Source organism: Sphingomonas antarctica, from assembly GCF_965137005.1.
GTDB classification, from domain to species: Bacteria; Pseudomonadota; Alphaproteobacteria; order Sphingomonadales; family Sphingomonadaceae; genus Sphingomonas_O; species Sphingomonas_O antarctica.
In genome coordinates this window covers 1-21,462 of the sequence record NZ_CBCRXM010000005.1, presented here as the reverse complement: position 1 = coordinate 21,462, position 21,462 = coordinate 1, and the positions used below count along the sequence as shown (strand labels likewise).

The 21,462-nt window shown below is 64.0% G+C and carries 23 protein-coding genes; 15 read left to right on the top strand and 8 right to left on the bottom strand.

Features of this window, described 5'->3' with window-relative positions:
* Positions 1-29 precede the first annotated feature (29 nt).
* A complete protein-coding gene (locus ACM9ME_RS06975; RefSeq protein ID WP_415642730.1) occupies positions 30-1,232 on the bottom strand; it encodes a pyridoxal phosphate-dependent aminotransferase in 1,203 nt (400 codons plus the stop codon).
* A gap of 26 nt (positions 1,233-1,258) precedes the next feature.
* On the bottom strand, positions 1,259-2,992 hold the full coding sequence (gene pabB, locus ACM9ME_RS06970; protein WP_415642729.1) for an aminodeoxychorismate synthase component I: 1,734 nt from the start codon (positions 2,990-2,992) through the stop codon (positions 1,259-1,261).
* A gap of 140 nt (positions 2,993-3,132) precedes the next feature.
* Between pabB and ACM9ME_RS06965 the strand changes: the two genes are divergently transcribed.
* The 4 genes from ACM9ME_RS06965 to ACM9ME_RS06950 are packed head-to-tail and all read left to right on the top strand — an operon-like array spanning position 3,133 to position 7,010.
* Positions 3,133-4,503 (top strand): L-serine ammonia-lyase, encoded by a 1,371-nt coding sequence (locus ACM9ME_RS06965; RefSeq protein WP_415642728.1) that lies wholly within the window; start codon positions 3,133-3,135, stop codon positions 4,501-4,503.
* Positions 4,504-4,528: 25 nt separating this feature from the next.
* Positions 4,529-5,398, top strand: coding sequence for a right-handed parallel beta-helix repeat-containing protein (locus tag ACM9ME_RS06960; RefSeq protein ID WP_415642727.1), 870 nt, complete (start codon positions 4,529-4,531; stop codon positions 5,396-5,398).
* A 22-nt stretch (positions 5,399-5,420) separates the two neighbouring features.
* The gene (locus ACM9ME_RS06955) at positions 5,421-6,668 is read left to right on the top strand and encodes a dipeptidase (protein WP_415642726.1); all 1,248 of its coding nucleotides are present in this window, start codon (positions 5,421-5,423) and stop codon (positions 6,666-6,668) included.
* A 48-nt stretch (positions 6,669-6,716) separates the two neighbouring features.
* Complete coding sequence (locus ACM9ME_RS06950) at positions 6,717-7,010, top strand: GIY-YIG nuclease family protein (RefSeq protein WP_415642725.1); 294 nt, start codon at positions 6,717-6,719, stop codon at positions 7,008-7,010.
* 33 nt (positions 7,011-7,043) lie between these two features.
* Here ACM9ME_RS06950 and ACM9ME_RS06945 read toward each other — a convergent pair whose 3' ends face one another.
* Positions 7,044-8,012 (bottom strand): glycerophosphodiester phosphodiesterase, encoded by a 969-nt coding sequence (locus ACM9ME_RS06945; protein WP_415642724.1) that lies wholly within the window; start codon positions 8,010-8,012, stop codon positions 7,044-7,046.
* 45 nt (positions 8,013-8,057) lie between these two features.
* Here ACM9ME_RS06945 and ACM9ME_RS06940 point away from each other — a divergent pair, with 45 nt between their 5' ends.
* Both ACM9ME_RS06940 and ACM9ME_RS06935 read left to right on the top strand, forming a co-directional pair.
* Positions 8,058-8,720 (top strand): MBL fold metallo-hydrolase, encoded by a 663-nt coding sequence (locus tag ACM9ME_RS06940; RefSeq protein ID WP_415642723.1) that lies wholly within the window; start codon positions 8,058-8,060, stop codon positions 8,718-8,720.
* A 60-nt stretch (positions 8,721-8,780) separates the two neighbouring features.
* Positions 8,781-9,197 (top strand): low affinity iron permease family protein, encoded by a 417-nt coding sequence (locus ACM9ME_RS06935; protein ID WP_415642722.1) that lies wholly within the window; start codon positions 8,781-8,783, stop codon positions 9,195-9,197.
* On the opposite strand, the gene ACM9ME_RS06930 is transcribed toward ACM9ME_RS06935, so the two are convergent.
* Positions 9,194-9,616, bottom strand: a complete 423-nt coding sequence (locus tag ACM9ME_RS06930; protein ID WP_415642721.1) for an MAPEG family protein — start codon at positions 9,614-9,616, stop codon at positions 9,194-9,196. The two genes, ACM9ME_RS06935 and ACM9ME_RS06930, sit on opposite strands and share 4 nt — an antisense overlap.
* A 188-nt stretch (positions 9,617-9,804) precedes the next feature.
* On the opposite strand from ACM9ME_RS06930, the gene rpmF reads away from it, so the two are divergent.
* From rpmF to ACM9ME_RS06905, 5 genes are all read left to right on the top strand, one after another.
* Positions 9,805-9,984, top strand: coding sequence for a 50S ribosomal protein L32 (gene rpmF / locus ACM9ME_RS06925; protein ID WP_415642720.1), 180 nt, complete (start codon positions 9,805-9,807; stop codon positions 9,982-9,984).
* A gap of 20 nt (positions 9,985-10,004) precedes the next feature.
* Positions 10,005-11,051, top strand: coding sequence for a phosphate acyltransferase PlsX (gene plsX / locus ACM9ME_RS06920; protein WP_415642719.1), 1,047 nt, complete (start codon positions 10,005-10,007; stop codon positions 11,049-11,051).
* On the top strand, positions 11,048-12,004 hold the full coding sequence (locus ACM9ME_RS06915) for a beta-ketoacyl-ACP synthase III (protein WP_415642718.1): 957 nt from the start codon (positions 11,048-11,050) through the stop codon (positions 12,002-12,004). The genes plsX and ACM9ME_RS06915 overlap by 4 nt, the downstream gene beginning before the upstream one ends.
* Before the next feature lie 62 nt (positions 12,005-12,066).
* The gene (locus ACM9ME_RS06910) at positions 12,067-12,366 is read left to right on the top strand and encodes an integration host factor subunit alpha (RefSeq protein ID WP_415642717.1); all 300 of its coding nucleotides are present in this window, start codon (positions 12,067-12,069) and stop codon (positions 12,364-12,366) included.
* A gap of 9 nt (positions 12,367-12,375) precedes the next feature.
* Complete coding sequence (locus ACM9ME_RS06905) at positions 12,376-12,711, top strand: MerR family transcriptional regulator (protein WP_415642716.1); 336 nt, start codon at positions 12,376-12,378, stop codon at positions 12,709-12,711.
* Here the strand turns inward: ACM9ME_RS06905 and ACM9ME_RS06900 are convergent.
* Genes ACM9ME_RS06900 through ACM9ME_RS06890 form a run of 3 tightly spaced genes read right to left on the bottom strand, consistent with a single transcriptional unit; the run spans position 12,708 to position 16,461 of the window.
* Positions 12,708-13,223, bottom strand: a complete 516-nt coding sequence (locus tag ACM9ME_RS06900; protein ID WP_415642715.1) for a GNAT family N-acetyltransferase — start codon at positions 13,221-13,223, stop codon at positions 12,708-12,710. The genes ACM9ME_RS06905 and ACM9ME_RS06900 overlap by 4 nt on opposite strands.
* Positions 13,220-13,756 (bottom strand): SixA phosphatase family protein, encoded by a 537-nt coding sequence (locus ACM9ME_RS06895; protein ID WP_415642714.1) that lies wholly within the window; start codon positions 13,754-13,756, stop codon positions 13,220-13,222. The genes ACM9ME_RS06900 and ACM9ME_RS06895 overlap by 4 nt, the downstream gene beginning before the upstream one ends.
* The gene (locus tag ACM9ME_RS06890; RefSeq protein WP_415642713.1) at positions 13,753-16,461 is read right to left on the bottom strand and encodes an ATP-dependent DNA helicase; all 2,709 of its coding nucleotides are present in this window, start codon (positions 16,459-16,461) and stop codon (positions 13,753-13,755) included. The genes ACM9ME_RS06895 and ACM9ME_RS06890 overlap by 4 nt, the downstream gene beginning before the upstream one ends.
* 302 nt (positions 16,462-16,763) lie before the next feature.
* Here ACM9ME_RS06890 and ACM9ME_RS06885 point away from each other — a divergent pair, with 302 nt between their 5' ends.
* A complete protein-coding gene (locus ACM9ME_RS06885; RefSeq protein WP_415642712.1) occupies positions 16,764-18,689 on the top strand; it encodes a ribonucleoside-diphosphate reductase subunit alpha in 1,926 nt (641 codons plus the stop codon).
* A gap of 35 nt (positions 18,690-18,724) precedes the next feature.
* On the opposite strand, the gene ACM9ME_RS06880 is transcribed toward ACM9ME_RS06885, so the two are convergent.
* The gene (locus ACM9ME_RS06880; RefSeq protein WP_415642711.1) at positions 18,725-18,985 is read right to left on the bottom strand and encodes a DUF2171 domain-containing protein; all 261 of its coding nucleotides are present in this window, start codon (positions 18,983-18,985) and stop codon (positions 18,725-18,727) included.
* Between the two features lie 59 nt (positions 18,986-19,044).
* Here ACM9ME_RS06880 and ACM9ME_RS06875 point away from each other — a divergent pair, with 59 nt between their 5' ends.
* From ACM9ME_RS06875 to ACM9ME_RS06865, 3 genes are all read left to right on the top strand, one after another.
* Positions 19,045-19,224, top strand: coding sequence for a hypothetical protein (locus ACM9ME_RS06875; RefSeq protein WP_415642710.1), 180 nt, complete (start codon positions 19,045-19,047; stop codon positions 19,222-19,224).
* An 85-nt stretch (positions 19,225-19,309) separates the two neighbouring features.
* Complete coding sequence (locus tag ACM9ME_RS06870) at positions 19,310-20,371, top strand: ribonucleotide-diphosphate reductase subunit beta (protein WP_415642709.1); 1,062 nt, start codon at positions 19,310-19,312, stop codon at positions 20,369-20,371.
* 202 nt (positions 20,372-20,573) lie between these two features.
* Positions 20,574-21,359, top strand: a complete 786-nt coding sequence (locus ACM9ME_RS06865) for a hypothetical protein (RefSeq protein ID WP_415642708.1) — start codon at positions 20,574-20,576, stop codon at positions 21,357-21,359.
* The last annotated feature ends 103 nt before the right edge of the window (positions 21,360-21,462 follow it).

Here is a 21,462-nt window from a genome sequence, read left to right as displayed (position 1 = left end):
CGGAGTTGAACAACAAGATTATCTTTTGTTCAGGATAGTGCCTCGCAAGCCGCGCGAATGCGGCGGCAGGCCTCGGTCAAGATCGCTTCCGATGTCGCGTAACTTACGCGAAACGCAGGACTAACCCCGAAAGCGACGCCCGGAACCGCCGCCACTTGCGCGTGATCGAGAAAATAATCGATCAGATCGCTGTCGTTTTCGATGATTTTTCCATCGGGCGTGCGCTTGCCGATACAGCCGGTCGCATCGGGATAGACGTAGAAGGCACCTTCGGGCGTCGGGCAATGCAGTCCCGGCGCGGCGTTGAGCCCAGCCACGACCAGATCGCGACGACGGCGGAACGCGGCATTGCGTTCCTTCAGGAACGATTGATCGCCGGTCAGCGCGCCGAGCACCGCCGCCTGGCTGATCGACGATGGGTTGGACGTCGACTGCGATTGCAATTTGGCCATCGCCTTGATCAGCCATGCGGGGCCGCCGGCATAGCCGATCCGCCAGCCGGTCATCGCATAGGCTTTCGACGCGCCATTGACCGTCAGCGTGCGGTCGTAGAGCCCGGGACAGACCTGGGCGATCGTCGCGAACGGCTTGTCGGCGTACCAGATATGCTCGTACATATCGTCGGTCAGGACCATGACGTGCGGGTGGCGCAACAGCACGTCGCCCAAGCCCCGCAATTCGTCCGCCGAATAGGCCGCGCCGGTCGGATTGGACGGCGAATTGAGCAGCACCCATTTGGTCCGGGGCGTAATCGCCGCCTCGAGCTGTTCGGGCAAAATCTTGTACAGTTGGTTGGCACCCGCGACGAGGAACACCGGGGTGCCGCCGGCGAATTGGACGATGTCGGGATAGCTGACCCAATAAGGCGCGGGGATGATCACCTCGTCGCCCGCCTGAACCGTCGCCACGAACGCGTTGAACAGGGTGTGCTTGCCGCCCGAATTCACGCTGATCTGATCGAGCCCGTAGGTCAGGTCGTTGTCGCGCAGGAATTTGTCGGCGATCGCTTGCTTCAGCGCGACGGTGCCGTCGACATCGGTATATTTGGTCTGGCCCGCGCGGATCGCGTCGATCGCCGCTTCCTTGACGAAATCGGGCGTGTCGAAGTCGGGTTCGCCCGCGCTGAGCCCGATCACATCGACACCCGCGCGTTTGAGCGCGCCGACGCGTGCGGTCATCGCCAGCGTTTGCGACGGAGAAATGCGATTGATGGCGTCGGACAGCTGCGGCACGTTGGTCCCCCGTGTTGCGCAGGCGGCTATAGGCGAAGGAGGCGCGCGGGCAACAGGCCACGCAGCGAATTGCCGACGAAGAAAGTGTTTTGCAGGTCGGAGGCGGTCAATTCGGCTTCATATGCCCGCCCATCGGCTAAAAGATCGGCGCGGAGGATGCCGGGCAGCAGACCATGTGCCAGCGGCGGCGTCCGCAAACGACCCGTGGCATCGGCAACGAACAAACTGGTGAAGCTGCCTTCGGTCAGGAAGCCGTCGGCATCGGTCATGACGATCTCGAACGCGCCATCCGGACGTCGTGGATAAATCCGCCGGTCGGTCGTCTTGTGGATCAGCCGGATATCGCGCGCATGGGTCGGACGCGCGACGATCGCGACCGGCACCGGGCCTTCGGGAATATCGGGCAGCGGCGTGACCTGGATCGACGTAGCACCGGTGCGCGACAGGATCAGGCGCACCCGAACCGGTTCGCGCAAGCGAAACGTCGCGGCCTGAAGGTCGTTGCGAACCCCGTGGCGATCGAATTTGAATCCAAAGACGGCGGCGGAGGATGCCAACCGTTCCATATGCGCCTTGATGTGGACGATCCCGTCGAGCGGATCGAACGCCATGGTTTCGATCAGGTCGAACGCCGGGGGCGAGGCGACGAACGCGCCCTTGGCGAGGCATTCGGCCCATTCGTCGGGCGCGGACGAGTCGGCGACGATCCCCGAACCGAGACCGAGGGTCGCGGTCTCGCCAACGACATGCAGCGTGCGGATCGCGACGTTGAATGCAGCCCCCGTCCCACCCGCGTCGATCCGCCCGATGCTGCCGCAATAGGCCCCGCGCGGTTCGTCCTCGACTTCGGCGATCACCTCCATCGCGCGGATTTTGGGCGCGCCGGTGATCGAGCCGCAGGGGAACAGCGCGGCGATGACATCGACGGCGTCACGTTCGGGGGCGAGCGTGGCGGTGACGGTCGAGGTCATCTGATGGACCGTCGGATAGCTTTCGATCTCGAACAGGCGCGGCACCGCGACGCTCCCCGGCACGGCGACGCGCGACAGATCGTTGCGGAGGAGATCGACGATCATCAGGTTTTCGGCGCGCTGTTTCTCGTCGGTCGCAAGGCGCGCGGCGGCGGCGCGGTCGCGCGCGGTGCCCTTCATCGGCTTGGCCCTGAGCGCGCCGTCTTCGAGCGTGAAGAACAGTTCGGGGGACGCGGACAGGAGCATGTCCGCCCCCGTCCAGACGATCCCGCCATAGCCCGCACGGGACCGCTCACGGAGCCCGGCATAAAGCGCCAGCGGATCGCCGACGAACGGAACGTCGGCGCGGAACGTCAGATTCGCCTGATAAATATCCCCCGCCGCGATCAATTCGAGAATGCGCGCGAGTTTCTGGTCGTAATCCGCGTAGGTAATGCGCGGTTGCGGCCGGCCGAGCCACGCGCTGGCCGGATCGGGGAGGAGTGCAGGGACGGCCTCGGCGGCGATTTCCTCATAGGTGTCGAAGACGCCGAACCATAACAGCGGCAGGCCCGCTATGGGCGGCACGCCAAGGCTGGGCTCGAAGACATACCCTGCTTCGTAGGTGAGAAACCCCGCCGCATGCCGACCAGTTTTCGTCGCCTCACGGATGCGCTCGAGGCAGTCGCGCACCTTCGCAACATCGCGCGTGGCGATGACCTCCACCGGCGCTTGATACAGCCGCGCGGGCGACGCACCTCGTTCCCGCGCATCGTCAAGCAGAACAAAGGGGGCGGCGGTGTCGAGCATCACGCTGTGGAAGAAGAAGCGGGACCCCGGGTCAAGCCCGGGGCGACGAGTATCTGGCTGGAATGCCCATTTACGTCACCCCGGCCTCCGAGCCGGGGTCCCGCTTCTTCTTTCGGGCCGAGGCTCGTAAGGGCTTATCAATGCCCGCCTCCACCTTCGACCTGTTCAAGATCGGCGTCGGGCCGTCGTCGTCGCACACCATGGGGCCGATGACCGCGGCGGCGGAGTTTGCCGCGCGCGTGCAGGACGACGCGCGCGTCGCGCGGGTCGAAGTGCGTCTGTTCGGCAGCCTTGCGCTGACGGGCAAGGGCCATGCGACCGATCGCGCGATCATCCTCGGCCTGTCGGGTGAGCGACCCGCGACGATTTGTCCCGACACGCTGGCCAGAGTGGTCGACGAGGTGCGCGGATCGGGGCGGCTGGTGCTGGGCGGGACGCGCGCCATCGCGTTCGACGAGGCGCGCGACATGTTGTTCCTGCAAAAGGAAAAGCTGCCGTTTCATTCGAATGCGATGACCTTTGCGGCGTTCGATGCCGACGGCCAAACGATCAACGACTGGACCGCTTATTCGGTGGGCGGCGGCGCGGTGATCGGCGAGGCGGAGACGGGCCGCAACGCGCCGAGCGAAGGCGGCTGGGACGTGCCGTTCGCGTTCAAATCGGGCGACGAACTGGTCGCCATGACCGCGCGCGAGGGCAAGACCATCGCCGAACTGATGCGCGTCAACGAAGAGGCATCGATGCCCCCCGAGGAGGTCGTCGCGCGGATCAAGGCGATCCGCGACGCGATGTCCGACTGTATCGATCGCGGCGTCGCGGCGTCGGGGATCTTGCCGGGCGGGCTGAACGTAAAGCGCCGCGCGCCGGACATGTTTCGCAAGCTGCTCGAGCGGCAGGAGCGCGCGCTGGCGGATCCCCTGACCGTCATCGACTGGGTCAATTTGTGGGCGCTGGCGGTGAATGAGGAAAATGCCGCAGGCGGGCGCGTCGTCACCGCGCCGACCAACGGCGCGGCGGGCATCGTGCCCGCTGTCATGCGCTATTACGAACGCTTTGCCCCCGCATCGTGCGCGGGCGGGGTCGAGACGTACCTGCTGACCGCCGCCGCGATCGGCGCGTTGTTCAAGGAAAATGCCTCGATCTCCGGTGCCGAAGTGGGATGCCAGGGCGAGGTCGGCGTCGCCTGTTCGATGGCCGCGGCGGGCCTCGCCGCAGCATTGGGCGGCACCCCGGCGCAGGTCGAAAACGCCGCCGAGATCGGCATGGAGCATAATCTGGGCCTGACCTGCGATCCCGTCGGCGGGTTGGTGCAGGTGCCGTGCATCGAGCGCAACGCGGTCGGCAGCATCAAGGCGATCGAGGCGGCGCGGCTCGCGCTGCTAGGCGATGGCACGCACCGCGTCTCGCTCGACCAAGTGATCGAGACCATGCGCAAGACGGGACTCGACATGAGCGAGCGCTACAAGGAAACCTCGCTCGGCGGCCTCGCGGTCAACGTCGTCGCGTGTTGAGATGGGCGTGTTGAGAGGAAAAGCGATGCGGTCGATGATATTGGTGATGCTGACGCTGTCCGCGTGCGGCAATGCATCGGGCAAGATCGACGGCGCAAAACCCGGTGCGACGGTCAAGCTGTCGGGCGATCAGGGCGTGCTGACGCTGCGCAACAAAAGCTGGTCGCCCGCGATCACGCTCGACGCATCGAACGCGACGTTCACCGGCATTGCGCTCGACGGGGTGACCGGCCTGCACATCCGCGGCGGCACGGTGATCGGTCCGGGCGGCAAGAGTTACGGCGTCGGGGTCCAGCGGTCGCGCGACATCGCGATCGACGGCATGACGATCACCGGCGCGTATCGCGGCGTGGTGATCAACAAGTCGCAGGATATCGCCGTGCGCAACACCGAGCTCACCGGGCTGATTTCGGACGGGATCGACATGGCTTCGGCGCAACGTGTGGCGATCGAGCATAATGTCTGCAGCCATTTCACGCCGAAACTGGCGACGTTCGATGCCGCGGGTGTAAAGACCGATGGCGATCACCCCGATTGTATCCAGGGCTGGTCGGTGCTGGGCCAACCGCCGACATCGGACATCAGCGTCATCGGCAACCGCGCCGACGGGATGATGCAGGGGGTGTTCTTTCGCGGCACGATCAACGGCGGATTCGACCGGCTGGTGATCCGCGACAACGTCATCCATGTCGGCATGGGCAACGCCATCGCCGTGGACGGTGCACGCGGCGCGATCATCCAGAACAACCGGGTCAGCGCGGTGCGCGGGGCGCTCACCCTGCGCGGCGGCAACCAGATCAAGGCGAATATCGTGATCAACGCGAGCGATGCGGTGGCATGCGGCAACGACGTACCCGATGTGCGCGCGCACCCGGCATCGGTGCCTTGCCGATAGGAGAATACGAATGCGGATGCGGTTGAGCACATATCTGGGGACCATCATCCTCTCGGGCTGGGCCTCGGTCGCGGTGGCGCAAGCCGCGCCGATCCCCCCGGCGGTCAAGGCGCGGATCGACCGTATCCTCAAAGCCACGCCGCTGATCGACGGGCATAACGACCTGCCCGAACAGCTGCGCGATTGTTGCGACAGCAAGGTCGAGGGACTGGCGCGCGACAGCGACAAGCGGCCCAAGCCGTTGATGACCGACATGGCCCGGCTGCACGCGGGCGGCATGGGCGGGCAATTCTGGTCGGTCTATATCCCGTCCGAAGTCACCGGCGACATGGCGATCCGTGAAACGCTGGAACAGATCGACCTGGTCCACCGCCTGTGCGCCGCCTATCCGCGCGATCTGGCGATGGCTGTGACCGCCGACGATGTCGTGCGCGTACACAAATCGGGGCGCGTCGCCTGCCTGATCGGCATCGAGGGCGGGCATCAGATCGCCAACAACCTCGCCGCGATCCGTCAATTCCGCGCGCTGGGTGCCGGCTATATGACGCTGACGCATTTCAAGAATAACGACTGGGCGGATTCGGCGACCGACGATCCGGTGCATCACGGGCTGACCGATTTCGGGCGGACGGTGATCGCGGAGATGAACCGCGTCGGCATGCTGGTCGATCTGAGCCATGTCAGCCCTGATACGATGCGCGCGGCGCTCGCTGCGACCAAGGCGCCGGTGATCTTCTCGCATTCTGGCGCACGCGGGGTGAACGATCATCCGCGCAACGTGCCCGACGATGTGCTGAAACTGCTGCCCGCCAATGGCGGCGTGGTGATGGTCAATTTCTATCCCGGGCATTTGTCCGCCGATTACGGCCGCTGGTCGTCCGAACGCGACGCGGAGGAAGCACGCGGGAAATCCTTGTGGCAGGGCCAGCCCGAACGCCGCGCGGCGGCGATGAAGAACTGGGACGCGGGGCATCCGATGCCGAAGACCCCGGTGAGTCTGGTGGCGGATCATATCGAATGGGTGGTGAAGCTGGCCGGGCACGACCATGTCGGGCTGGGCGGCGATCTCGACGGGATTCCCGTCGCGGTCGAGGGGTTGGGCGGGGTCGATGGCTATCCGCTGGTATTCGCCGAACTGATCCGGCGCGGGTGGAGCGATGCCGATTTGGGTAAGCTCGCCGGCGGTAATGTGTTGCGGGTGATGCGGGCGGCGGAGGCGGTGGCGCGAGGGAGCGTCGCCCCGGCGCAGGCCGGGGCCGCTGGACATTGAAGTGCTTGAACGCCAGCGGTCCCGGCCTGCGCCGGGACGACGCGTGATGTGACAAGGGGTGGCTACACCTACATTCTGACGAACAAGCCGATGGGTATATTGTACGTCGGTGTGACTGCCGATCTCTCCGCCCGCCTCGAACAACATCGGCTGGGTCTTGGCTCGAAGTTCGTCAAGAAATGGCAGTTGCGCCGACTGGTTCACGTCGAGACTCACGACACCATCGAAGAAGCGATTGCGCGGGAAAAGGCGCTCAAAGAATGGCAGCGCCTATGGAAACTGCGGATGATCAGCGAAGCCAATCCGAACTGGGACGACCTTGCGGAGTCGTTTGTTCCCTGAACGCCAGCGGCCCCGGCCTGCGCCGGGGCGACGTCATTTGATGCGCGCCTTCACGGCAATCCCCGGAAAGTCGCTGAACACGCCATCCAATCCGGTCGCGTAAGCAGCGCGGAGTTCGGCGGTGAGGTCGCCGTGCGCTTTCGGATCGTCGCCGGTGCGGTCGGCGGCGGGCAGGAAGAAATTCTCGGCGCGATAGGTCCAGGCGTGGACTTTTAGCCCGGCGGCATGCGCGGCCGAGACGAGATCGGTCGAGACCAAAGATTTATTGATGCCGATGGCGTCCGCGCGCCTGGCGGTTGCGGCCAGTCCTGCAGGCGTAAGCATCGCCGCATAGGTTTCGGAAGGCAGGTCGGCGGGCGTGCCCTTGTCGTCGATCAACTGAACCAGGCGGATCTTGGTGTGTGCCTTCAGCCAGACGAGATTGCCGACCTCGAACGACTGGATGAACACCGGATCGCTCGCCCGCGTCAGATGGTGTTTCGCGAGGATCGCGAGCAGCGGGCGCTCCATCGCCATGCCGATGCCGGTGAAATAAGTGCCATGCTTGATTTCGGGATAGACGCCGACGGTCGGATGTTTTTCGCGCAATGCGAGGATTTCCTCGAAAGTCGGCACTTCGAACTGGCCGTCATAGGCGGCATTGGCGGGACGCAGTTGGGGCAGGCGTTCGCGCGCGCGCAGCGTTTTCAGTTCGGCGAGCGTGAAGTCTTCGGTGAACCAGCCGGTGACGTGTTGGCCGTCGATCGTCCTGGTCGCCTTGCGGACGGCAAATTCGGGATGCGCGGCCACGTCGGTCGTGCCCGAAATCTCGTTCTCGTGCCGCGCGACGAGGACGTGATCCTTGGTCATGACCAGATCGGGTTCGATGAAATCCGCGCCGTCCTCGATCGCGCGCTCATATGACGCGAGTGTATGTTCGGGCCGCTCACCCGACGCGCCGCGATGGCCGATGACGATAGGATGAGCGAGCGCCGCGGCGGCCATAAGCAATACTCCGATCATGCATCACCCTTGTCACGTTCGTCTTGCGGCCCCAAGTCGCTCGCCATGAGCAACCCGCCGCTGAACGCCACGATCATACCGGTGACTCCATTACAGCAGAATTGCACTCTGTTGTGGTGCACCGCGACGATGCGCGGGGCGTTCGTCGATCCGGGCGGCGATCTGCCGCGGTTGCGGGCGGCGGCGGCGCAGCATGGTGTGACGATCGAAAAGATCCTCATCACGCACGGCCATATCGACCATTGCGGCGAGGCGGGGACGTTCGCCAAGGAATTGGGCGTGCCCATCGAGGGGCCGCACGAAGCGGACCGGTTCTGGATCAGCCGGCTGGAAGACGATGGCCGCAAATACGGCGTCGACGGGCGCGTGTTCGAACCCGACCGCTGGCTGATCAATGGCGATCAGGTGACCGTCGGCGACCTGATTTTCGACGTGTATCATTGTCCCGGGCACACGCCGGGCCATGTCGTATTCCATCACGCACCGTCGCAACTGGCGATCGTCGGCGACGTTTTGTTTCAGGGATCGATCGGGCGCACCGATTTTCCGATGGGCAATCATCAGGATCTGCTCGACGCGATCGTCAAGCGGCTGTGGCCGCTGGGTGGCGAGACCGCGTTCGTGCCGGGACACGGGCCGATGTCGACCTTCGCGCACGAACGGCGCACCAACGGCTTTGTCGCCGATGCGGTACTTGCCGCAGGTTGATTGCCGTTCAGCAAAGCGCGGTTATGCGGGGCCGACCTTCACGCAACCAAGGCCACCGGCATGCTCAAGAAACTCGACGATCTGTTCACGCGCATCGCCAGCGCGATCGCCAATGCCAGCGGACAGCCGGCGACCTTCGTCCTCGCGCTCGGCACGGTCATCGTCTGGGCCGTCTCCGGTCCGGCATTCAAATATTCGGAAAACTGGCAGTTGGTGATCAACACCGGTACCACCATCGTCACGTTCCTGATGGTGTTCTTGATCCAGAATTCGCAGAATCGCGACACCGCGTCGATGCAGGCCAAGCTGGATGAACTCCTCTACGCGCTGGACGGCGCGCGCGAGGAATTCATCGGCATCGAGCATCTGTCGGTGCGCGAAGTCGAACACATCCGTTCCGAACTCGAAAAGGAAGTGTGCAACGACAAGGGCCGCAAGGCCAATGCCTCGGTGGCCAAACTGATCGCGCGGCTTTAGCCTTCGTTGACGATCACCGCATGCGGCGCATCGAGGTGCGGCAGCGTGATCGCATAGATCCCGAGACCGGCCAGCGTCAGCAGCGTGACCACCGTCCCGACCAACCGCAGTTTCAGCGGATTGTCGGTGGTCATCCCCAGCGCGTGCGCCACGCGTCCGACCAGGTAAACGATCGCCACCAGCCACAGCCACCACGGACTGCCCGCCGCCATTTCGATCAGCCCGAGCAGCACCAGCACGAACGGCGTATATTCGACGTAATTGGAATGCGCGCGCATCGCCGCGATCAGACGCGTGTTGCCGCCATCGCCGATGGACACCTTTTCCTGACCGCGGACGCGCCCGACGCGATTCGCAATCCAGATGTTCAGCAGCGCAGCGAGACCCGCCGCGGTCAGTGTGACCGGCAAGATTATCATTATTTTCCCCTTATCCCCTTTGAAATCGCTGCCAAAGTTTTCGCCATCTTGCAAGCGCGGCGCATTTGGCTATAGGCGCGCCCACGCCAAGCGGGTGACGATTGCCTGCCCGGCCGCCCTATGGGCGCCGGGTAGAGCGGCTGTTTCCCGCCCTTTTTGTTTGTTCAAACGTCGAGTAAGGTGCCGCAATGGCCGTCCCCAAAAGAAAAACTTCGCCTTCGCGGCGCAACATGCGTCGCAGCCACGACTCGCTGACGCCTGCGCCCTTTCAGGAATGCCCGAATTGCGGCGAGTTGAAGCGTCCCCACCATTTGTGCGCCGCCTGCGGCCACTATAACGGTCGCGAGATCGTTTCCGTCGAAGCCTGAGGGCGCTGGGAGACGCGGGCGTGACATCAGGCCCGAGGCTCGCGATCGACGCAATGGGTGGCGACGGCGGCGCGAGCGTAATGCTCGCGGGTGCCGCACTGGCGCGCGCGCAATGGCCGAATTTGAGCTTCTCGCTGGTCGGCGACGAAGCGGTGCTGCATGCCGAGCTGACCAAGCATCCCGGCCTGACCGGATGCAGCGACGTGATCCACGCACCCGATACGATCAAGGGCGAGGAAAAACCGAGCCAGGCGATCCGCCGCGCCAAGACCACCAGCATGGGCATCGCCATCGACCTGGTGAAACAGGGCACCGCCGGTGCCGCGCTGAGCGCGGGCAATACCGGCGCGATGATGGCGATGGCCAAGCTGTCGCTGCGCACGTTGAAGGGGATCGACCGTCCGGCCCTCGCGGCGTTGCTGCCGACGCTCGGAAATAACGATGTGGTGATGCTCGACCTCGGTGCGAACACCGAGTGCGATCCGCGCAACCTGGTCGAGTTCGCAGTGATGGGTGCGGCCTATTCGCGCATCGCGCTGGGCGTCGAGCGGCCGCGCGTCGGCTTGCTCAACATCGGCAGCGAGGAATTGAAAGGCACCGACGAGATTCGCGATGCCGCGGCGATCTTGCGCGAGGCGCATCTGCAGCTGAATTTCACCGGCTTCATCGAAGGCGACAAATTATCGCGCGGCGATGTCGACGTCATCGTGTGCGACGGGTTTTCGGGCAATATCGCGCTCAAGACGATCGAGGGTACCGCGCGGTTCGTGGCGGATTTGCTGCGGCGCGGGTTTACCAGCTCGTTCCGCTCGAAGATCGGTTTTCTGATTTCACGCCCGGCGACGGAGTTGCTCAAGCACCACCTCGATCCGAACAATCATAACGGCGCGGTTTTCCTCGGGCTCAACGGCATCGTCGTGAAGAGCCACGGGTCGGCCAGCCCCAAGGGCGTGGCCAATGCCATCGGTGTCGCGGCCAAACTCGCGGCGCAGGATATCACGCGGCGGATTACCGAGGACCTTGACCAGTTTCCCGGTCATCTGACCGCGCGGGCCAACGCCGCATGAGGCGTGCTGCGGTCCTCGGCACCGGTTCGGCGCTGCCCAAGCGGCGCGTGTCGAATGCCGAGCTGGCGGAGACCGTCGACACCACCGACGAATGGATCGTCGCGCGCACCGGCATCAAGTTTCGCCATATCGCCGGGGACGACGAGACCACCGCAACGCTCGGCACCGCTGCGGCGCGCGCGGCGCTCGACGCGGCAGGACTCGATGCCAGCGAGATCGACCTGATCGTGCTGGCGACGGCAACGCCCGACCAGACGTTTCCGGCGACCGCGACCAAGGTTCAGGCGGCACTGGGCATCAACGATTGCGTCGCGTTCGACGTCGCGGCGGTGTGTTCGGGTTTCCTTTACGCGGTCTCGGTCGCCGAAAGCATGATCCGCGCCGGCAGCGCGACCAACGCGCTGGTCATCGGGTCGGAGACGTTCAGCCGCATCCTCGACTGGGAAGATCGCGGGACCTGTGTGCTGTTCGGCGATGGCGCGGGCGCAATCGTGCTCGGCGCGACCGATGACGGGCGTGGCGTGCTGTCGGCCAAGCTCCACGCCGACGGGCGGCACAATCAATTGCTCTATGTCGATGGCGGCGTGTCCACCACCGGCACGGTCGGCAAGCTGCGCATGAAGGGGCCGGAGGTGTTCAAGCACGCCGTGACCAATCTGGCGGCGGTGCTGGGCGAAACGCTGGCGGCGGCGGACTTGTCGATCGCGGATGTCGACTGGGTCGTACCGCATCAAGCGAATGCGCGTATCCTCGACGCGACGGCGCGCAAGCTGGGCCTCAGCCCCGATAAAGTCGTCGTGACAGTCGATCAGCATGCCAACACGTCGGCTGCATCGGTGCCGCTCGCGCTCGATGTCGCGGTCAAGGACGGACGGATCAAGACCGGCGACTTGGTCGTGCTGGAGGCAATGGGCGGCGGATTCACGTGGGGCGCCGCAGCGATCCGCTGGTAGATATTTGACGAGGCGGGCGGTTTCGGTAAATGCCGGACAACCTCCGGGGGGATGGCAAGGCAATGGCAGACGACGGCACTCTCACTCGCGCGGACCTCGCAGACATCTTGCATCGCGAGATCGGTCTGTCGCGCGCCGACTCGGCCGATCAGGTCGAGGGCATTTTGCGCCACATGTGCGAAGCCCTGTCGCACGGGCATAACGTCAAGATTTCGGGTTTTGGCAGTTTCATCCTGCGCGACAAGGGCGAGCGCATCGGCCGCAATCCCAAGACCGGTGTCGAAGTGCCGATCGCGCCGCGCCGCGTGCTGACCTTCCGCCCCAGCCAGACGATGCGCGACCGCATTGCGAAAGCGGGCTAAGCGGTCCTCATGAAAACGCCGGGCGCGCTCAGGACGATCGGCGAAGTCAGTGCCGAACTGGGCGTGGCGCAGCATATTTTGCGCTATTGGGAAAGCCGTTTTCCGCAGTTGAAGCCGCTGACGCGCGCGGGCAACCGGCGTTACTATCGGCCCGAGGATTTGGTGCTGCTCAAGCGCATCGACCAGGCGCTCAATCGCGACGGTTACACCGTGAAGGGCGTGCAGCAATTGCTGGCCGGGGGCAGCAAGGTGGCCGAGCCGGGCGCGATGGCGATTCCCGCCAATGACATAACCGGCGCGCTGATCGCGGTGCGCGACCAGTTGCGGGCCGCGCTCGCCGCTTAAAGTGGCTTGGCGTAGATAAAGTCTTCGCTCGCGTCGGTTTGCTCGAAGCCGGCAAATTCCCAGCGCCCGATCTGACCGAAGCCGCGCTTTGCGTAGAATTTTTGCGCGTTGTGGTTGTGGACATAAACGCTGAGCACCAGTCGCTTGGCGCCGCGCGCGCGCGCTTCGTCCTCGATCGCCTGATAGAGTTTCGCGCCCCAGCCGCCGCCATGCCATTTGGACAGGACGTAGATGCGCTTCAGCTCGACATCGGTGGCGGCGTCGGTTTCGGGAAGATTGGCCGGTTGCAACACGGCATAGCCGACCGGCGCGCCGACCGCTTCTTCGACCAGCCAGGTGCGGCAAGCGGGGTCGGCGAGAATTTTGGCGTAATAAGCCGTGGAGTGCGTCTCATCGACGAACTTGACGACCGCGTCGCCGTCATGATCGTTGGCAAAGCTTTCGAGAAAGCTCGCACTGCCGACCAGCGCCAGCTTGCCTTCGTCCCCCGGGACCGCGCGACGCAGCTTCACCGTTCGGGACCGAGGTCCGGATCGAGATCGCGCGGCCGGACGAAGCGCGTCAGCCGCGCGGATTTGCTGTGCAGGTCGGCCCAAGCGCCGTCGAATTCGAGTTCGGCGAAACTGGCAGTGGGAAATTTTTCCTCGACATCGTCGCGCAGACCAGCGTCGGCGGTGTCGGGGACCAGCATCAAAGTGAGGTCTTCGAGGCCGGGATTATGGCCGCACATCAGCAGCGATTGCACATCGTCGGGCGTGTCGTGGATCACGTCGAGCAGGGTTACGCCCGAGGCGAGGTAAATCCGCCGGTCCCATTGCGGGTGCAGCGTGCGACCGAAACCTTCCCACAGCCCGTCGAGCGTATCGATGCAGCGCACCGCGGGCGATGCGACCACCGCATCGAACTCCAGCCCCAGCGTGCGCATATGGGCGCCGACGGTCGCCGCCCCCTTCTTGCCGCGATCGTTGAGCGCACGATCGAAATCACGCGCGGCGGGATCGTCCCAACCGGACTTGGCATGGCGGAGGAGCGTGAGGCGCTTCATCGGTGAACCGTCCCTGCCGGTTCTCCCGCGAAAGGCAAGGGCTGTCGTGGCGCATTGAACGCGGCAATCGCGGCTGCGGCTTCGTCGAGCGTGACGCGGCGGATCGGGGTTCCGGGCGGGAAAGCTTCGAGCAGGCGCGAGGGGACGGCGGCGCTGAGGATAACAAAACTCCCCCGGTCATCGGCGCGGCGGATCAGGCGGCCGAAAGCCTGTGCGAGGCGCGCGCGGATCTGGATATCGTCATAGGCGGTGCCGCCGGCTGCTGCACGGCGCGCGGCGTGAAGCACCGTGGGTTTGGGCCACGGCACGCCTTCGAGGATGACGGTGCGCAACGAATGGCCCGGGACGTCGACGCCGTCGCGAAGGGCATCGGTGCCGAGCAGGCTGGCATGCGGATCGTCGCGGAAGATATCGACCAGCGTGCCGGTGTCGATCGGATCGACATGCTGGGCGTAAAGCGGCAGGCCGTCGCGGGCGAGGCGATCGGCGATGCGCGCATGGACCGCGCGGAGGCGGCGGATCGCGGTAAACAGGCCGAGCGTGCCGCCTTCCGACGCCGCGATCAGCCGCGCATAGGCATTGGCCAAAGCGGGTGCGTCGCCGCGTTTCACATCGGTGACGATCAGGATTTGGGCGTTGGCGGCGTAATCGAACGGGCTGGCGGCGTTGAAATAGGTCGCTGGCGTGTCGAGCTTGTTGGCGCCGGTGCGCGCTTCGGCGGCGGCGGGATCGCCGAGTGTCGCGGAGGTGACAAGGACGCCGTGCGCGGGTTTGAGCACGGCGTCGGCGAACGGCCGCATCGGATCGAGCCAGCGGCGGTGGAGGCCGATATCGAATTCGCGCCCATCGCCGCGCGCGACTTCGAGCCAGTCGACGAAATCGGGATCGAGCGGGCCGCCCAGCCGTCCGAGCATCGCCAGCCAGGCGAATACCGCGTCGCGCCGCCAGCCGAGACTGGCAACGGCACCTTCGACGCGCGCACGCGCCTGTCCGTCGAGCCAGTCGGGACCTTCGTCGAGCAGGGCTTCGAGGCGGCGACCGAGCGCGGTGAGCGGTTGGAGAAGGGCTTGCAATGCGGCGGCGGCGCGGGCGGCGGCTTCGATCAGCGGCCCGTCGAGTTCGGCGGCTTCGGTTTCGAGGCCGTAGCCCGCGTCCTCGCCGGTCGCGCGGGCATAGACGGTGTTGCGGATCGCGCCGAGCAATTCTTCAACCGGGCCGAACGGGTCACCTTCGGCGATGCGGCCGAGCCAGCCGTCGCCAGGCAGCGCCATCGCTGCTTCGCGCGCATCCTGCACCGCAACCGCGCCTTCATCGTCATAGCTGACGACATCACCGAGGCGCGCAGCCAAGCCACGACGGCGGCCCTTGGCCTTGCTTTCGGGGCCGATGACCCAGCGGCGCAGTTCGATCGCCTCCGCCCCGGTCAGCGCAGCCGCGAAGGTCGAATCCGCCGCGTCGAACAGATGATGGCCTTCGTCGAACACGATGCGCGTCGGGCGGTTGGCGGCGTCGCGCCCGCGCGCGGCGTTGACCATGACCAGCGCGTGATTGGCGACGACCAGTTTCGCGCCGACGCTGGCACGCGTGGCGCGTTCGATGAAGCAGCGGCGGTAATGCGGGCAACCGGCGTAGATGCACTCGCCGCGCCGGTCGGTCAGCGCGGTTGTGCCGTTGCGGCGGAACAGCGACGGCAGCCAGCCGGGCAGATCGCCGCCGACCATATCGCCGTCGCGCGTGTAGGCCGCCCAGCGTCCGGCGAGTTGCGCGAGGATTGCAGCACGCCCGGCGAAGCCGCCCTGCATCGCGTCCTCGAGGTTGAGCAGGCAGAGATAGTTTTCGCGGCCCTTGCGGATGACCACCGCTTCGCGCCGCATCTCCGCATCGGGATAGGCACGCGCGGTTTCGGCATCGAGCTGGCGTTGCAGCGCTTTGGTGTAGGTCGACAGCCACACCGTGCCGCCTGCCTCGTCCGCCCACAAAGTCGCGGGGGCGAGATAGCCGAGCGTCTTGCCGATCCCGGTTCCCGCTTGCGCGAGTGTCATGATCGGCGCGTCGCGGCGTTCGCGCGGCGCAAAGATGTGCGCGGCGGCCTGGGCATAATCGCGCTGGCCCTGGCGCGGTTCGGCGCGGCTACCGGTCAGGGCAGCAAGGCGGTCCTGCACTGCGCCTGCGCCCAGCGCGATGGTGCGCGGCGGCGGCGGCGGTGGTTGGTCCTCCCATTCGGGCAGGCGCTGGAACAGCCCGGCTTCACGCGCCTCGCTGTCGGTCATCGCGGTGCGGGCCAGCGAGAACCACGGCCACCGCGCGCGGCCCAAGGCGCGCAGAGAGTCCGCCGCGCCGGCGCGCTCCACCCAATCGGGTTGCGCCAATGTGTGTAGCAGTTTTGAGGCGATGACCCGCAATGCTGGCGCGATCTCCGCCTCGCTCACAGGCGCTGACAAAGACAATGCGTCGCACAGCCCCTTGGCCGTCGGCACCGCGAAACGCGCCGGATGCACGAACGCGAACAGCTCCAGCAAATCGAGCCCCGAGATTTCGGCATAGCCCAGCCGCTGTCCCACCAAGGGCGCGTTGAGCAGGATCAGCGGCTCCCCCGCCGCGCGGCTGAGCGCCTCGCGCCGGTCGACCCCGCGCGGACCATCGTCGCGCGCGATCCACAGTCCGGCATGGCTGGCGTGAAGCGCGGCATGGGGCAGTGTGTCCATTGGGTCGCGCTACCGACTTTTTTCGTGTTTTAGAATATTTTTTGTTCCCCCGGCGTTCCCTTGCGAGGGTCGAAACCCGCGCATTTCCGGCGCGCCGCTGCAGTGCAGCAGAGTTACCCACAGAAATCGTGACTCTTGCGTTGCTTAACAGATTTTGCACTATTGGTGGTTCGCGGGGGCGAGGCACACACTATATGTAGTTGTGAGATGCCCTGCCCGTGCGACCGACACGGGCTGGATGGCACCTGCCGCCCTTCGCGTTCGGTGAGAACGGACTTAGAACAGGGTGAGGGAGCGATTCGATGGACTTCCGGGGCAGTGCAGAAGGCGACGGACAGATGGCGACGATCCTCGAAACTATGGCGGCGAGTGTAACGGCGACGGCGAGCGCATCCGCGCCCCCGCTGGAACGCCTCGATTCCAAGGCGGTCCACGCCCCCCGCTTCACGGTCGAGGTCGACCATTCGCGTGACGCGTTGCTCACCGATTTCGGCAAGGACACGCTGACCGATCGCTATCTGTTGCCCGGCGAAAGCTATCAGGACCTGTTCGTCCGCGTGGCATCCGCTTATGCCGACGACGCCGCGCATGCCCAGCGGCTGTACGATTATATCTCGAAGCTGTGGTTCATGCCCTCGACGCCGGTGCTGTCGAACGGCGGCACCGGCCGCGGGTTGCCGATCAGCTGCTATCTCAATTCGGTACCCGACAGCCTGGAAGGTATTGTCGAGACGTGGAACGAGAATGTCTGGCTGGCGTCGCGCGGCGGCGGCATCGGGACCTATTGGGGCAATGTCCGCGGGATCGGCGAACCGGTCGGCCTCAACGGCAAGACCAGCGGCATCATCCCGTTCGTCCGCGTGATGGATTCGCTGACACTGGCGATTTCGCAAGGGTCGCTGCGGCGCGGCTCGGCGGCATGCTATCTCGACGTGTCGCACCCGGAAATCGAGGAGTTCCTCGAAATCCGCAAGCCGTCGGGAGATTTCAACCGCAAGGCGCTGAACCTCCACCACGGCGTGCTGATCACCGACGCGTTCATGGAAGCGGTGCGCGCCGGCGACGAATGGGTGCTGACGAGCCCCAAGGACGGGTCCGAGCGCGCGCGTGTCGATGCGCGGTCATTGTTCCAGAAGCTGGTCGAAACGCGACTGGCAACCGGCGAGCCATATATCGTGTTCGCCGACACGGTGAACCGCGCGATGCCGCGTCATCACCGCGAACTGGGCCTCAAGGTCTCGACGTCGAACCTGTGCAGCGAAATCACCCTGCCGACGGGGCGCGACCATCTGGGCAACGACCGCACGGCGGTGTGCTGCCTGTCGTCGCTCAATTTCGAGACGTGGGACGAGTGGCACGACGACAAGATGTTCATCGAGGACGTCATGCGGTTCCTCGACAACGTCCTGCAGGACTATATCGATCGCGCCGAACCGGGCATGGAACGTGCGGCTTATTCCGCGGGGCGCGAGCGGTCGGTCGGGCTGGGCGTGATGGGCTTTCACAGCTTCCTGCAGGCGCGCGGCATTCCGTTTGAAAGCGCACCGGCGAAGAGCTGGAACTTCAAGATGTTCAAGCGCATTTCGGCGGCGGTCAACGAAGCGTCGATGCTGCTGGCGGTCGAGCGCGGGCCGTGTCCCGATGCCGAGGAACGCGGCGTGATGGAGCGGTTCAGCTGCAAGACCGCGATTGCGCCGACGGCGTCGATTTCGATCATCTGCGGTGGGACCAGCGCGTGCATCGAGCCGATCCCGGCGAACATTTATACGCACAAGACGCTGTCGGGCAGCTTCTCGATCAAGAACCCGTATCTCGAGAAACTGTTGATCGAAAAGGCGAAGAATTCCGACGCGGTGTGGAATTCGATTCTGGAACAGGGCGGCAGCGTCCAGCATCTCGATTTCCTGAGCCAGGACGAGAAGGACACCTACAAGACCAGCTTCGAAATCGACCAGCGCTGGCTGATCGAACTCGCCGCGGACCGCACGCCCTATATCGATCAGGCGCAGTCGCTGAACCTGTTCATTCCGGCGGATGTGGAAAAATGGGATTTGCTGATGCTCCATTTCCGCGCGTGGGAATTGGGCATCAAGAGCCTGTATTATCTCCGCTCGAAATCGATCCAGCGCGCGGGCTTTGCCGGCGGAGTGGAAGCGGACAACACCATCGATCTGCGCCAGATCGAGGTCGAGGCGAAGGATTACGACGAATGCCTGGCTTGCCAATAGCAAGCCAGGCATCGGTTTCGGCGGATGCGAAAGGCTTAGGCTTCTTCTTCCATCGTGACGGCGTTGGCGCCGGTCGCGCTGAGGCGGACCTTGTCGCCTTCGACACCGGCGACGAGGCCGCCCGAGATGTAATGGTGATGCCCTTCGTGGCTGCCCGAACCTTCGGAGACCTGAGCGCCCGAATCCTTCTTGGTCAGCTTGATGCGGTCGCCATCGACATGGTCGACGGTGCCGACATGCACGCCGTCGGCGCCGATAACTTCCATATGTTCCTTGATTTGCGACAGGTCGGCCATGGGGATGCTCCTTGGTTGGGGGTTCGGGTTTCTGAACGCGCCTCGGCGGAATTGGTCGCATGAGCGCGGCGCTGGTCATGATGCTGGTCGCGGCGGCCTTGGCAGTGGGGGCGATCGTAAGCGCGGTTTCGCTCAAAAACGCCTATGCCAGGCGGATCGTCGCGACGATGCTGGGGTCCGGCGCGATCCTGCTCGGCGCCTATGCGTTTGCCCTGCACGGCTGGGACTCCGGCCAATGAGTTTCTATCTTCCCCTCACCCCGCTCGCCACTGGCGAGTCGACCCTCTCCCGCAAGGGGAGAGGGGTTTTGCACGGAGCCTGACCATGTCCCTCACCGAAGCCCGCGCCACGTACAAGCCGTTCGAATACCCTTGGGCGTATGAATTCTGGAAGCGCCAGCAACAGATCCACTGGATGCCCGAGGAAGTGCCGCTGGGCGAGGATTGCCGCGACTGGGCGCAGAAGCTGACCGAGCATGAGCGCAACTTGCTGACGCAGATTTTCCGCTTTTTCACCCAGGCCGATATCGAGGTGCAGGACTGCTACCACGACAAATATGGCCGCGTGTTCAAACCGGTCGAGGTCAAGATGATGCTCGCCGCGTTCTCCAACATGGAGACGGTGCACATCGCCGCATACAGCCATTTGCTCGACACGATCGGCATGCCCGAAAGCGAGTACGGCATGTTCCTTCAGTACAAGGAAATGAAGGACAAGCACGATTACCTAGCCACGTTCGGCGTCGACAGCGATCAGGATATCGCGCGCACGCTGGCGATGTTCGGCGGCTTCACCGAAGGGCTGCAGCTGTTCGCCAGCTTCGCGATGCTGATGAATTTCCCGCGCTTCAACAAGATGAAGGGCATGGGCCAGATCGTCAGCTGGTCGGTGCGCGACGAAAGCCTGCATTGCGAAGGCATCACCCGCCTGTTCCACGCATTTTGCAAGGAACGCGACTGCCTGACCCCCGGGGTGATCCGCGACATTCGCGACGCGTGCCACACCACGGTGACGCTGGAGGACGCGTTCATCGACCTGGCGTTCGATTCGGGCGCGGTGACCGGCATGACCCCCAAGGAGATCAAGAAGTACATCCGCTACATCGCCGACTGGCGCCTGAGCCAGCTGGGCATGAAGCCGATGTTCATGATCGACGAACACCCCCTGCCGTGGCTCGCGCCGCTGCTCAACGGGGTGGAACACGCCAACTTCTTCGAAACCCGCGCGACCGAATATTCGAAAGCGGCGACGCGCGGCGACTGGAACCAGGTGTGGGGTTCGTTCGACAAGCGCCAGCAAGCCAAAGGCGCGGTCGCGGCGGCGAACGAGGATGCGGCGAGCGAGGGTGAGGATATGTTCGCGCGGGCGGGTGTCGCCGCTGAATAACGATCGGCCGACCAACGTATCCGGTCGAGGTTCGTCAGACTGAAGATACGCGACTTGGCTACAGGTCCAATGGATTTACGGCGATGCTGACAAAGCCGAATCCTCGTTTTTCAAAATAAATACACAGGGATCGATCCTAGACCCAACCGAAGGCAGAATCTTACAGAATCGAAGAAAAGCGCCAGCTCTAGCAGCGCGTTCCGTGGTTCGTGCAGCAACGGGGCATAAGTACTGGTCGAAGTTTACTGACGATATGCAGGCGTCGATTACGAAAAAGTCCGAATCGATCCACCTATCGCTTTTCGCGCCAGAGGTGAAAACGCCGATCAAGACGATTGACTTGCCCCTTGGTGGATCATCATCAGTTACTGATGCTCTCGATCTTCTTATGAGTCTTTCAGAAATGGTGGATCCAGAAAAACGGCCCATAGAGAAGTATGTTGACGACACCGATGGTTCACAAACTTTAAAGCTTTTAACAAACCTTGAGAAAGTGACGGCTAGTCTGATAGGAAACCAAAGTAAGAGTTTAGGGCTTCATCCCTTTGTATACTTTTACACATCCAAAGGTCGTCATTATCCACCGCTGATGATGGGCATGTTTTCATTGGTGGCTGATAAAATCCGAAGCAACGATCGTGAATGGTTTAAGGTTTTTGCCACCCCAACTCGGCGCCTAATAGAAGAAACATTAATTGAACATAAAACGATAATCACTCTGCTAATTTCTGCGTTGGGTAGTCGGGCGCGAATTGAAGGCGGTCGAACCATGATCAACCTTATCATCGATTCGGCTAAGAGTGGTACGGCGATAACGCCCGACGCTATTGCTGGTGCGCTTAAACTTGAAAGTCGGCCGTATTCGATACAGAGTAAGCCAGGTGCCGAGTTTTCGGACGACGCGAAAAGCTCGGCTTTTTTACGAGATGCTTTGAGACAGGCACTGCGTTGTCCTCTCTGTGAGGGATACCTAGTGGTTCTCGCCTGACGGTTGAGTCCAATTAGGGATTCCCAGTGGCGTGTGGCCGTGCGAGTGAGCGCGGATGCGCAGTGGCATAGTCATCGACCTCACGTCCGCGGACCGAGAGCGT